15 protein-coding genes and 1 other RNA gene are annotated in these 12,969 nt (G+C 34.7%); 12 read left to right on the top strand and 4 right to left on the bottom strand.

All coding sequences use genetic code 11. From position 1 onward, the window contains the following. Positions 1–44: 44 nt before the first annotated feature. The gene (locus tag C1724_RS25140) at positions 45–719 is read left to right on the top strand and encodes a hypothetical protein (protein ID WP_102349793.1); all 675 of its coding nucleotides are present in this window, start codon (positions 45–47) and stop codon (positions 717–719) included. A 120-nt stretch (positions 720–839) separates the two neighbouring features. On the opposite strand, the gene C1724_RS25135 is transcribed toward C1724_RS25140, so the two are convergent. Next, positions 840–1,022 carry a hypothetical protein gene (locus C1724_RS25135; protein ID WP_102349791.1) on the bottom strand — a complete coding sequence of 61 codons (183 nt, stop codon included), beginning with the start codon at positions 1,020–1,022 and terminating at the stop codon, positions 840–842. Positions 1,023–1,171: 149 nt separating this feature from the next. Between C1724_RS25135 and C1724_RS25130 the strand changes: the two genes are divergently transcribed. The 6 genes from C1724_RS25130 to C1724_RS25110 all read left to right on the top strand — a co-directional run bounded on the left by C1724_RS25130 (position 1,172) and on the right by C1724_RS25110 (position 7,208). After that, positions 1,172–2,047 carry an FRG domain-containing protein gene (locus C1724_RS25130; RefSeq protein WP_102349789.1) on the top strand — a complete coding sequence of 292 codons (876 nt, stop codon included), beginning with the start codon at positions 1,172–1,174 and terminating at the stop codon, positions 2,045–2,047. Positions 2,048–2,973: 926 nt separating this feature from the next. Beyond that, positions 2,974–3,519, top strand: coding sequence for a TIGR00730 family Rossman fold protein (locus C1724_RS25125; protein ID WP_102349787.1), 546 nt, complete (start codon positions 2,974–2,976; stop codon positions 3,517–3,519). 13 nt (positions 3,520–3,532) lie between these two features. Then, positions 3,533–4,453 (top strand): RluA family pseudouridine synthase, encoded by a 921-nt coding sequence (locus tag C1724_RS25120; protein WP_102349785.1) that lies wholly within the window; start codon positions 3,533–3,535, stop codon positions 4,451–4,453. Between the two features lie 82 nt (positions 4,454–4,535). Further along, positions 4,536–4,688, top strand: coding sequence for a hypothetical protein (locus C1724_RS25885; RefSeq protein ID WP_180994444.1), 153 nt, complete (start codon positions 4,536–4,538; stop codon positions 4,686–4,688). An 87-nt stretch (positions 4,689–4,775) separates the two neighbouring features. Continuing rightward, positions 4,776–6,938: a GDYXXLXY domain-containing protein gene (locus C1724_RS25115; protein WP_102349783.1), complete on the top strand. Its 2,163-nt coding sequence runs from the start codon at positions 4,776–4,778 to the stop codon at positions 6,936–6,938. Between the two features lie 87 nt (positions 6,939–7,025). Beyond that, complete coding sequence (locus tag C1724_RS25110) at positions 7,026–7,208, top strand: H-type small acid-soluble spore protein (RefSeq protein WP_102349781.1); 183 nt, start codon at positions 7,026–7,028, stop codon at positions 7,206–7,208. Positions 7,209–7,228: 20 nt separating this feature from the next. On the opposite strand, the gene C1724_RS25105 is transcribed toward C1724_RS25110, so the two are convergent. Together C1724_RS25105 and C1724_RS25100 are read right to left on the bottom strand one after the other, a co-directional pair. Next, positions 7,229–8,071: an HAD family hydrolase gene (locus C1724_RS25105; RefSeq protein ID WP_102349779.1), complete on the bottom strand. Its 843-nt coding sequence runs from the start codon at positions 8,069–8,071 to the stop codon at positions 7,229–7,231. 104 nt (positions 8,072–8,175) lie between these two features. Continuing rightward, positions 8,176–8,481 (bottom strand): DUF3846 domain-containing protein, encoded by a 306-nt coding sequence (locus tag C1724_RS25100; protein ID WP_102349777.1) that lies wholly within the window; start codon positions 8,479–8,481, stop codon positions 8,176–8,178. A 168-nt stretch (positions 8,482–8,649) separates the two neighbouring features. On the opposite strand from C1724_RS25100, the gene C1724_RS25095 reads away from it, so the two are divergent. Next, positions 8,650–9,483, top strand: a complete 834-nt coding sequence (locus tag C1724_RS25095) for an aldo/keto reductase (protein WP_102349775.1) — start codon at positions 8,650–8,652, stop codon at positions 9,481–9,483. A 69-nt stretch (positions 9,484–9,552) separates the two neighbouring features. On the opposite strand, the gene C1724_RS25090 is transcribed toward C1724_RS25095, so the two are convergent. Then, the gene (locus tag C1724_RS25090; protein ID WP_102349773.1) at positions 9,553–10,488 is read right to left on the bottom strand and encodes an AEC family transporter; all 936 of its coding nucleotides are present in this window, start codon (positions 10,486–10,488) and stop codon (positions 9,553–9,555) included. Between the two features lie 74 nt (positions 10,489–10,562). Here C1724_RS25090 and C1724_RS25085 point away from each other — a divergent pair, with 74 nt between their 5' ends. The 4 genes from C1724_RS25085 to rnpB all read left to right on the top strand — a co-directional run bounded on the left by C1724_RS25085 (position 10,563) and on the right by rnpB (position 12,785). Then, positions 10,563–11,312, top strand: a complete 750-nt coding sequence (locus C1724_RS25085; protein WP_102349771.1) for a glucose 1-dehydrogenase — start codon at positions 10,563–10,565, stop codon at positions 11,310–11,312. A gap of 86 nt (positions 11,313–11,398) precedes the next feature. Next, positions 11,399–11,620 carry a methionine aminopeptidase gene (locus C1724_RS25080; RefSeq protein ID WP_102349769.1) on the top strand — a complete coding sequence of 74 codons (222 nt, stop codon included), beginning with the start codon at positions 11,399–11,401 and terminating at the stop codon, positions 11,618–11,620. An 80-nt stretch (positions 11,621–11,700) separates the two neighbouring features. Next, positions 11,701–12,213, top strand: a complete 513-nt coding sequence (locus tag C1724_RS25075) for a hypothetical protein (RefSeq protein WP_102349767.1) — start codon at positions 11,701–11,703, stop codon at positions 12,211–12,213. A gap of 182 nt (positions 12,214–12,395) precedes the next feature. Further along, an RNA gene (gene rnpB / locus C1724_RS25070) (RNase P RNA component class B) lies at positions 12,396–12,785 on the top strand. The last annotated feature ends 184 nt before the right edge of the window (positions 12,786–12,969 follow it).

The following is a 12,969-nucleotide window of genomic DNA, read 5'->3' as shown; positions in this document are numbered from 1 at the left end:
TATATAGAGTGAAGAATTGGAACATAGAGAATAGGAGTTTAATAATGATGAAGAAATATGACACACCTTATTTTTGGGAAAAATTATATCATGAAGATGCAGAGCTTTGGAAAGGATTATTTCGTAACGAACCGGGGCTAAATCAAGATTCTGTTATTTTATATGTATACGCGCTTAATGCAAATACTTTTCAATATGAAAACTCATGGGTTGTTTATCCGAATACACATGCACTTATCGGGTTTTTAAAATATATTTATCTTCCAACAGTTATGATCGGATTTGTAAAAAATCAAAGTGAGTTTGACCGCTATTACAGCGACAATTTGGGAAGAGTATTAGAGCAGTATGAATCTAGTGATTATAGCCAAGATATCCCTTTTTTAAAAAGCGTCTATACGAAGCTTGATGAACTTTGGGATCAAAGCCGCAATGATTGTATCAAACAATTAAAGCGTATTGGAAAAGATCTATATCAATTTAAACCAGATGAACACATACACTTTTATTTTGATTTGTTTCAATCACCGTCTGACATGGCAAATTTTTTAGTCACGACCTATGAAACTGACAAAACTTTGAACACGGTTGAATTAGAAGATCATTTGGGTATGCCAAAGGAACAATGGCTTGCGATTTCAAATCATGTGGAAGAAAACATTTTTTATGAAAAACGATTTATAACTGTCTTAAGTAATCATTTAAGTCATAGTTTATGAGATATCAATGTGCTATCACTTGATATCTCATCGCTATCAAGTGATAGATTAATAATGATGCGAAAAAAAGCTCCCGTAAAAAGGGAGCTTTTATGTATTATAGCAGCGAGAAGAAAGATTTTAGCGTTTTTTCTGTTCTATAAAATATCTAAATATATAGTCAACAATGTCGTTTGATTTATCTTTGCGATGATTACTAATCCAGAAATTAAGTTCATGACGGTACTCTTCAATTTTTTCAAGTGATAATTCACCAATCTCCTGAACAGTCATGGCTAAAATAGGGTGATCTTTGATGATCATTATACATACCTCCAATATTAAGAACGTATGTTTTATTTTATACAAAGGAACGTATGTTTGTAAAGAGTGAATTGGGCTAAAAAGTATTTTTTTTTTTGAGGGTGGGTATAACTTGTAGTAAGCATGAGGGAGATTGTGAGTGATCATTTATGAATAATCCACTTGATATTACAAACTATTTCTTTTCAAAAAAATGGTTAACCATTATGGATGAGGTAACATTTTTTACAAAAAAAAGTAGACTAGTTTGGTATCGCGGGCAAAATAACAATGGTTGTGAGGGAAATCGGTTTCCCTTATTATCTGGACTGTTCAGACAAAATCTTTCAGTCGACAAGATACTAGAGTGGGAAGAAATAAGCTATAAAAGATTTTTTGAAAATGGGTATGAGCTACATAAAACTGAAAATCAATGGGACTTGCTGTATTTAATGCAGCAGTACGGTGTAAAGACCAGATTATTAGATTGGTCAGAATCGTTTGCGGTTGCTTTATATTTTGCTACAAAAGATTGGGATGAGGTATATCCGTGTAGTGTATGGTTAATCGATCCATTTCAGTTAAATAAGTTATTCCATAATATTGATGAGTTGAAAAGTATGCCTAAAGATGGTTCATTTATCGAGCAGCGTCCGAATTTTCATATGTCGATGGCGCTAAGTCCAACGATGAATACATACCGTAGCATGTTTCAAAAAGGTTTTTTTACACTTCAAGGAAATACTAAGCTAGGATTAGAAGAGGAAAATGACCAAATATTATTCAATGAGAAAGTATTAAAGCATATTCAAATAACACCAGACCTAAAAAATGATATTATCATGTTTCTAGAACTAAGTGGGATTAATCATTTTACACTGTTTCCTGATTTAGGTGGATTAGCAAATTATGTAAACCATTGGACAACAGCAGATTTAAATAAACAGAAAAATTATCATGAAAATATCCTTAATGATGCAAAGTTAATTAGAAGTACGGAAATTGGTGAAAGAAGTTGGAGTGAAGACGAAAGTATGTACTCGTAATATCAACAAAAGCACTCTCTTGTTAATGGAGTAGTGTTTTTTTGTTTTAGTAGATAGCAGCAGTAAAAAGTCGGTGAAGAGGAAACGCCAGCAAAAAGTGCAAGCGAAAGCTCTTCATAAGCACGATGAAGAGGAAACATCAATAAAAAGTGCAAGCAAAAGCTCTTCATAAGCACGATGAAGAGGAAACATCAATAAAAAGTGCAAGCAAAAGCTCTTCATAAGCACGATGAAGAGGAAACATCAATAAAAAGTCCAAGCAAAAGCTCTTCATAAGCCGTAAGAAGAGGAAGCAACAGCAAAAAGGGCAAGCGAAAACTCTTCATAGAGCCGATGAAGAGGAACCTGCAGCAAAAAGTGCAAGCAAAAGCTCTTCATAAGCACGATGAAGAGGAAACGCCAATAAAAAGTGCAAGCAAAAGCTCTTCATAAGCCGTATGAAGAGGAAACATCAATAAAAAGTGCAAGCGAAAACTCTTCATAAGCACGATGAAGAGGAACCTGCAGCAAAAAGTGCAAGCAAAAGCTCTTCATAAGCACGATGAAGAGGAAACGCCAATAAAAAGTGCAAGCAGAAGCTCTTCATAAGCCGTATGAAGAGGAAACACCGGCAAAAAGTGCAAGCGAAAGCTCTTCATAGAGCGTATGAAGAGGGACCAACAGCAAAAAACGCACCCGTTTCCTTTTCATCAAACCATGAAACAAGGAACTATCACAATAACCCCACTTCAAAGCTAATCAATCAAAGCAATAGAGTATAAAATACCCCCTATTCCAACCCCTAAAACATAGTAAATGGGTACCATTTAAAATTTCCATGCTTTTGTTTTTGCTAGCACTAATGGTATTCTTTTAGTACATGTCAATGTAAACTAGTTGAGTTGACCAAATTTGTTCTTAATACAAAAGATTCTAGGGGGATATAGATGAAAAGAGTTGGAGTTTTTTGCGGATCTCGTGACGGACTAAATCCACTGTACAAAGAAATGGCTGTACAACTAGGACAAAAGCTTGTTGAAAATAAGCTTTCGCTTGTTTATGGCGGATCCTCCACAGGGCTAATGGGTGCGGTTGCTGATAAAGTTGTGGAAATGAATGGGGAGGCGATCGGCGTACTTCCTACAATACTTTCTAAACGGGAAATTGCTCATTCCAAACTTACTGATTTACGAATTGTAAACTCAATGCCAGAACGTAAAGCACAAATGTATGATCTATCCGATGCTTTTATTGTTATGCCAGGAGGAATCGGAACGATGGAAGAATTTTTTGAAATATTTACATTACATTCAATTGGTGAACATTCAAAGCCAGTAGGCATTCTTAATGTTGGCCAATATTTTGATCCCCTTATCGATTTATTAGATCATATGGTAGAGCAAGAATTTCTTTTGAAAAAGACGAGAGATGTGATTTTTTCTGAAGAAGATCCTGAACAACTTATAAATGTATTATTAAGTAAAAGTGTATAGGAGAAATAAAAACATGAAGGTAGATAAAAAAGGTGAATGGCTCGAGGTTGAAATTCCGACAGAATGGGATGGTATAAGTATAGATTCCATTTTAAAAGATAGATGGCGGGGTCCAAAAAAGTTACTGCATCAAATGAGAATGGAAAAAAGAGTTCAGGTTAACGGGAAGATTAATACGCAATGGACTAGTCCTCTTCATAAAAGGGATCGATTACAGCTACGGTTGTTTATTGACGAAGAATATGGTGTAGAACCAGAATATTTGCCGCTATCTGTAATGTACGAAGATGATCATTTGCTTATTGTTGACAAACCAGCAGGGATGGATACACATCCTAATGATCATAACGGCGGCACATTAGCAAATGCAGTTGCGTTCCATTTCCAGATGAACGGACTAAAAACTAAGGTTCGTCATATTCATCGCCTCGACCGTGATACAACAGGTGGCGTCGTCTTTGCAAAACATGCATTAGCAGGTGCGATACTCGATCAAATGCTCGAAAAAAGACTGATTAAACGAACGTATATTGCATTTACACATGGCAAATTGAATCAAAAAAAAGGAAGTATTCAGGAAAAGATTGGCCGGGACCGCCACCACCCTTCAAGAAGAAGAGTTTCGCCAACGGGAGAAACGGCGATTACTCATTTCGAAAGAGTGCAAATCTATTCAAATCCTCCCATGTCCTTAGTGAGATTAAAATTAGAAACAGGCAGAACCCATCAAATCCGTGTACACCTTAGCCATTTAGGTTTCCCGATCGTAGGAGACTCTTTATATGGAGGGCAAAAGGAGGGAATTTCTAGACAAGCACTGCATGCTGAAAATGTCTCGCTAATCCATCCCTTTACAAACGAAGAAATTTCAGTTGCAATTCCATGGCCAGATGATATTTTACGTCTAGAAAAAGGGGTCATACATAAAAAATAATACATTTTTTAATCATGTAACGGTAAAAATAATACTACCGTCTAGTAATTTTTGTGATTTTTAGAGCAGAGGGGGCATTTTAATGGGACATGACAAAGATGAAAACATAAAGCTTAGCTACGAGTCTGATGGAATAATGGGCCAAGAAGACAACGGAAAAGACAAACAGGCTCCTAAGAAAGATGCTGAATTTGCTGAAGAGTTCTTTTTTAATACTACTCAAAACAGTGAATAAATGGTTAGAAACCTTTGTATAAATATCAAAGGTTTCTTTTTTTTATGTTATAATAAAACGATTATTTAATATAAGGAAGTGGGCAAAATGGAACTTGAGAAAAAAAGCTGGCAGATAAAAGCTGTACAGCTTGGGTATGTGCTTGGACTTTCCTTAATTATTGCTGCAATTATTTACTTTTTTGCTTCTAACTGGCCTGGATTAGCGCAGGGGTATAAAGTAACATTAAGTATAAGTCTCATGATCTTTTTTTATGGAATGTCGTTTTTAATTACGAGAATATTTAAAAAGCAGCCCTTTTTAAGTTCACTATTTCTTTTCTTAGGCTGTTTATCATTTGGAATCGGAATCGCTTTAATCGGTCAAATTTATAATTCGCATGCCGATAGTTTTATGATGTTTATTATTTGGGCCATCCCTTCTGTAATATTGGCCATTATTACAAAATATCAACCTTTTTATGTACTGTCGTTTATATTATTCCATTTATCTGTCTGGTTTTACTTGTTTCCATCCTCAAGCTTTCAATTTGTTCCGGAGCTACAATTAAAGGTTATTTTTCTCTGCTTAGCTTTTATTAATGGTTTGCTTTATGCTGCAATTGAACGACGGCTGTTAAGTTCAAAACCTGTTCAGTTGTTAAGTTTCATTGTAATGCACGGTATTATGTTAGCATTGACTATAGATGAACTATTTGCCCCATTTAATATTTTTAGTAGCTTTTTGTATGTTGTGATTTTATTTTTGTTTTACATGTACTATGGAAAATATCCAGTCCATAAAGGATATACCCTATTACTAAGCCTAGCTGCTGTTGCTTTTTTTACAATAAAATTTATCGAATTTTTGATTTTTATGGGATCCGAATACATTTTTTTATTCACTATGTTACTGCCATTTGTGATTGTTGCAATAGTGATTTGGGGTTTAAGAAAATGGAAAGGTAATAAAGTATCTGAAAATCATTTTGATTTTAGAAGGATCATCATCGGCCTGACTACTGCGATCGCTTCTATTATTGCAAGTAGCTCCATTTATGGGGTAACGTTTTTAATGACACATAATTTTTCTTTTCCGTTTTTTGTTGTCATGGGGATCCTCTTAATCGTAATTGCGTTGCTAAGGGTACAATGGGATTCTATTATCAGGTATACCTTTTTATTAACAGGCTATTTCGTTGGGATTCCAGCTGCAATTGGAGCAAATGTTTGGATGGCGACGATTTTTTGTTTGTTTTTAAGCTTAGCTTTATGGAAGATTAATAATACTATAATTCGTTATTTTATCTACTTGGGAATTATGGTTGTAATAGTAAGTACTGTTGCTGAGGTTAATTATTCAAAAGAGCTTGTGGTCTGGACAGTGATTATTCTAAACGGGCTTGTTTATCTTGGATCCATTTTGGCAAGAAATCAGCATTTTAGACAGAAGCTTAATGTTAACAGCGTGTTTTACGGGATGTTAGCCTTTTTTGTACTAACATTCTTAAACGAAAATCATGCGATAATGTATTATTTGATTAATAGCTTATATTTCATTTTAACTACATTATTGCTTATCTATTTCATGCGCCATACAGAAACAATCTTTTTTAGATTAATGCTTGCCTTCTGGTTTGCATTTCTTATTTATAAATATTACGACTTAGTTTGGGGATTATTGCATAAGTCGTTTACATTCCTGTTAACTGGTATGCTTATCTTGTTTATAGCAAGATGGCTTGATAACTCCAATGAACAACTTGCTGAAAAGCTTAAATACTCCCGGAAGGTAAGTATTATCATGGTTATTGTTTTTCAGGTCATTGTAGTTGGAATTCAAATCGGTACAAGTGAAAGGCTATTAGCAAATGGTCAATTAATAAAATTAGAGCTAGCACCTGTAGATCCTAGATCAATGTTACAAGGGGATTATCTAACCTTACGCTATTCCATTTCTTCACTTGATCTGAATGATGAGGATTTACCTTGGAGACAACGTATCCGTGTTGGATTAGTTAGGAATGCTCAAGGGGTTTATGAATATAGTGGCGACTATATCGTGGGTACAGATATACCAGCTGATCGAATAGATCAAGCGGATGTTTGGATAACTGGTATTCTTAAGGGCTATGAGAACATTGAATATGGTATAGAAAATTACTTTGTACCTGAGGGAACAGGGCTTGAATTGCAAGAAAAGGTACACTACGCTTTTGTTAGAGTTGCCACGAATGGAGATTCGTTACTTGTCAAACTGACAGAAGAATAGATGTAAGAAAACTAAAATTATATAGTATAGCAATACTCCATTATAGAAAACATAGTAATGACCTATAAACTAAAAAGGAGTATGCATATGGATATTAAAAGAGCGAAACAAATCATCTCATCTCCAAACGAAATAACGGTTACATATAATGGAGTATCAGTTTGGTTAAAACAAGCAAATGAAACAGACCAATCTGTTAGCGTTCATACAAGAGATAATCCAGATGAAGTAATGGAAGTTCCTGCTGCAGAATTAAATGAAAACGAGTAAGGGAGCATAATTATGCTCCCTTATTTTTTAATTAATTCTTTTAAAATTGTTATGGCTTCACTCATCTTTGTCACTTTATAATCGGCTTTAAGATGAGAACCTATTTCATGTGCATCAATACTAATTGTCTTACATCCAAGTTCATTAGCTGGTTGGATCTCATTAATCCAGTTATCACCTACACTAAGCATTTCATGATAATCAGCGGTAAACCATTCTTTAATTTCGTTAAACCAGCTTTTTGTATGAACAGGCTTCTTTCCCTCAAATATTTTTTTATGGAAGTACTGACTTAATCCAAGCTTCGCAAGGATCGCTTCGCTGTCAGTCTCAGGGCTGTTCGTGAATAGTACTAAGTTAATATCTGTATATAAATCTTCAAGCAGCTCTTTTAATCCAGGGATTGGCGTCATTTGAAACGCATCACTCATCATATATTCTCTCGTTTCTAAAAACGCTTCACGCCCTTGTTTTGAATCTAATTTATAATGATAGGCAATGGAGGAAGGTACCCACCATAAATCTCCGACACTAATCATACTCGTTAGATCAAGTTGTACTTTTTGCGGATAATATTGTTTAATGGTTTCATCCGGGACAACGGTTCCATCCCATTTAAAAGCGGCGGTAATTTCTTGGTTTTCATGAACTAAAATTAAATCGCGCTGAACATCATAAATTCGGCCAATTTGTAACGGATGCTGTCCGTTTAGAGAGGCAGAATAGTCTGTCATAAAGTCGTTTTGTAAGTCGATTGGTAACTTTTGCGCCATTTTTTTTGCAAAATAATCAAAATGGTGTGTATCCTCATATAATGTTCCATCTAAATCAAAAATGATTGTACTAACTTCGTTTAATGACATAGTGTACTCCTTTTATCTAGTAATTTGATCTCTATACTATCAAATCAGCAGATATAATGGCAAAATAAAAGAGCTGTGTATGGCATACACAGCCCTATTCCCCGTCAAACTACAGTTAAATCTTCTCTTCTAATCGTATCAAAAATATCTTCGATCTCGTCAACAGTCAGACTTCTAAGCCGGTTTTTTTCTCGGCCAACAAAAAAGAAAATCCCTGGAATATTCATTCGATGTTTCCAATGATCTTTTTCACTTTCATAAAGACTTTCGTTACACATTATAATAATAGAATCATGGTTCATTGATAGTGGTTTAAGTGAGCTGCCAACTACGTTAACCATTTCATCGTATTTACCGTTTATCGTTTTTATATAAGGTGGCTGATTTGGCTTACAAATAATAATATTCATTTTAAGCTCCTTATTTTATTCTCCCTTCATTTTAACATGATTATAAAAATAAAATAGTATAAAAGTTTGGAAATAGTATACCAGCTAGATCGTATTAGTTTTATAGGATTCATAAGCTATGCTATGATGGTAAAGAATGAACATTTTTCCATTATAAGGAGGATTTTGATGAATATCAACCACATATCTGACACAACGACATTGCACAATGGTGTTAAAATGCCTTGGCTGGGACTGGGAGTTTATAAGGTTGAAGATGGTGCAGAAGTTCAAAGCTCTGTAATGACTGCAATTGAGCTTGGTTATAGAAGTATTGATACCGCTGCTTTATATAAAAATGAAGAAGGTGTAGGTCAAGCTGTAAAAAATTCTGGAATTCCAAGAGAAGAATTGTTTATAACTTCCAAAGTGTGGAATGATGCGCAGGGATATGAATCAACTTTAGAAGCATTTGAAGAAAGTCGAAAAAAATTAGCTTTAGACTATCTTGATTTATTTTTAATTCATTGGCCGGTAAAAGGCAAATATATAGATACTTGGCGTGCACTTGAAAAGCTTTATAATGATGGATTTATCAAAGCAATAGGCGTCAGCAATTTCCAGGTCCATCATTTAAAAGATCTTATGACCAATAGTGAAATCAAACCTATGGTAAATCAAGTTGAGTATCATCCTCGCTTAACGCAAAAAGAAGTTCTATCATTCTGCAAAGAAAATAGTATTCAAACAGAAGCGTGGGGACCTTTAATGAGAGGCAAAATCCTTGACCACCCTATTATAGTGGAACTAGCGGAAAAATATAGTAAAACCCCAGCGCAAATTGTACTTCGTTGGGATTTAGAGCAGGGTGTGGTAACTATACCTAAATCAGTAAAAAGAGAAAGAATACAAGAAAATGCAAACATTTTCGACTTTAAGTTATCTCAAGAAGATGTGAAGCGTATTGATTCATTAAATAAAAACGAACGTACTGGCCCAGATCCAGATAATTTTTCATTTTAAGCTTTTATATGTACAAAGAGACTGTCTTAGAATCAGAGAGACAGTCTTTCGTTTGTTCATGACATATTTTTATAGTAAAAGCATGCCAAGTCCATATAAAACGGGAATACATATAGATGCTAATAATGTTGAGATTAACACCCCTGTTGATGCAAAATAACGGTCACCACCATATCTTTGAGCATAAATGGACGTGGTCGGTGCAGACGGTGTAGCCGTAATTAATATAGCGACTAGTACAAGTCCAGATGGAATAGTCGTGAATAATAATGGAAATAACAATAACGGATTAATCAGACACTTACATACGGAGCTAATCCATAAATATTTATTTTTCAATAGCGAACCAATCTCTTTAATTTTCAGATTTGCTAATAAACAACCAATAAAAAGCATTGATAAGGGAATGGTTATCTCTCCAACCATTTTAAACATGTTAAGTAAAGGTATTGGCCAACCACCGGGAACAATGAAGATAAGAGATCCAACGCAGGTTGAAATTATGCCTGGGTTAAGGAATAGTTCTTTCCAATTGATACTACCTGCTGATTTTGATATTAAATAAATTCCATAGCTCCAAATTAATAATAAATAAGGAAAATTAAAAAATGCTGCATATAATATGCCTTTTTCACCAAATAAAATATAACAAATACCATAACCAATAAAACCTTGATTACCAAAAATGATTAGGGATTGAAATACACCATTCCGATTGGAAGAAAGACTACATTTCGTTGCTAAAAGGTAAGCTAATATACTGGCTAAGCACAACGCCCCTGATGATAATAGAATTAACCAATAGAATTCCGATAGGATAGTTGATGTAAAGGGAATATCCATAGAAAATAATATTAAACAAGGCAGTGTGACATATAATAAAAGATTCGAAAACACAATGTCTGCTGATGGTTGAAAAAGATTTATTTTTTTACATACAAACCCAATCACACCAATACCATATAGGACTAAAAGTTCTTGAAATAAAAGAATCATCTCCTTCATGATTTCCACCCCTTAACACTAAAATATGGATTGACATGCATAGGAGTGCTTTATCACTTGAAAGGAGTTTTATAATGAATTTTAAAAATCAAGTTGTAGTGATTACCGGTTCTGGAAGTGGAATTGGCGCAGGACTAGCAGAGTCATATGCTGATAAAGGGGCAAAGGTTGTTATCGCTGATATACATAAACAAAACGGTTATGAAATTAAAAAGAGGATTGAAGGCAATGGTGGTTATGCAACTTTTATCGAAACAGATGTACGAAAACCTGATCATATTTCCTATTTGATCGAACAAACTGTCGGTATATATGGTCAATTGAATATCCTTATTAATAATGCTGGCGTTTCTATTTGGAAATCACCTTATGAATTAACGATTGATGAGTGGGATGATATCATCAATACTAATTTGCGCAGTGTGTTTCTTTGTACAAGGGAAGCTGCCAAATATATGAAAACAAATGCTAATGGAGGATCGGTAGTTAATCTTGCATCGACAAGAGCATTTATGTCTGAACCGAATTCTGAGGCATATGCGGCAACTAAAGGTGGCATTATTGCCTTAACACATGCCCTTGCTCTTTCACTTAGCAAAGATAAAATTCGAGTTAATTCGATAAGCCCGGGATGGATTGAAACTGGGGATTATTCACAATTGCGTGAAATTGATCATGTGCAGCATCCAGCACAACGTGTCGGCACACCTAAGGATATTGCTAGGGCATGTTTTTATTTGACAGATCCAGAAAATGACTTTGTAACAGCCGAAAATATAATCGTAGATGGCGGAATAACACGTAAGATGTATTATGAGGAATAAATAAAAAAATAAATTTGTTATTTATGGATAAGAACGCCATTTTTTTCACAACATAAAATAAATAAAAGTATGATGAGGTGAAAAAGATGGGTTTACTCAATTCGTTTATGGAATGGAACTCAGCTCGTTACGAGAAGAAAATAGCTAAAATGGAGGCGAAAGGAATTTGCCCTGATTGCTATGGAAGGGGTATAAACTCTGCAGCCTTTAATGAATTTGTTTTTACGAATAGCTACGAGTGTCCTGGATGTAACGGAAGTGGACATTTCTCTGACTGGGCTGGTATTAATGAATTTAATCAAGAATAATTAATTATATAGGTATTTGCACAAACCCAAATCCTCTCTATTCGTATACTAATAAAACGACAAGAGAGGAGGGTATTTGTTTGTTTTCATCGCTAACAACAAATTATAATTCTATTGCTGAAACATCACGCAGAAATCCTATTATTATTGAGGGCACTTCAGCCAAATGGAATAATGCCAAAGAAGTAAGCGTTAAAGTTAATCCAGTAAAACATGGCAATTGGGTATGGTTTAAATCAGCCATTCAAAGTAATAATTATGGTGTCGAGCCGCCGTTTGATGGAATGATTTCTAGAAAAATTGAAATTCCCTCGATCGATTCTTCGGTTAATTTTGAGTTACAGCTAAAACTTTACGATCCTGATGGTATCATTAAATACGCAAGAGCAATTGTTAACGATAATATTATTCTAAATATGGGTGATTGGAAATTAAAAAAAGAAATGATAGGTGAAGTGCAAAATCTACAACCAGGTTCTAACTATATTTTGCTTGAATTTAAAATGAAAAAGAAATATCCATTAACAAAAGTTCTGTTAGGGACGCTTAAACAAACTGCTGTATCAGCATGCATTTTAGGTTTTCCACTTTAATTACTACTTACTAGTGAAGTCGAACAACTTATTGCTAAATTGCTTTTGCAGGTAGCGTATGCATATGTTTCTTTTTAAATTCAATTAAAAAAGTGTCATAAATTTCAATGCGCCTATTGACTTCTGTGAAATTAATTGTTAAAGTATATAAAGTAAGTGATATCAAATATGAATTTCATACAAAACCGGCGAGAATCGCGCAGATTTATTTCTGTGAGGAAAGTCCGTGCTCGCACAGGCTGAGATGCCTGTAGTGATCGTGCCTAGCGAAACCGTAAGCTAGGGCAGCCTAGTAAAATCTAGGTTGACGGCAGGGAAAATACCTAAGTCCTTCATGGATATGGTATGACTACCTTGAAAGTGCCACAGTGACGGAGCTCTAATGGAAACATTAGAGGTGGAACGAGGTAAACCCCACGAGCGAGAAACCCAAATTTGGTAGGGGAAGTGTCCAGACGGAATTGAACGAAAGGACACCATAACTTTAACAGTTATGAGATAGATGATTCTCCATGGAGTGCGAGAAATTTTTTCGTTTGCAGCACAACATGAACAGAACACGGCTTACAAGGTTTTGTATGAAACCTGAATATATGAGATAAGGTGATTCTTATCTCAAATACATATTTATTAAAAAAATTAACGCACTGGATATCCAGTGTGTTTTTTCATTGATTTGTCCAGCAAGCAACGACACCATAGTAAAAATGAATTTTGAGAATCAAAAGAATATTCGACGGTCGATAAGGGTAAACG

This window comes from Bacillus sp. Marseille-P3661 (assembly GCF_900240995.1).
Taxonomy (GTDB): Bacteria; Bacillota; Bacilli; order Bacillales; family Bacillaceae_J; genus OESV01.
This window is presented reverse-complemented; position numbering and strand designations above follow the sequence as displayed.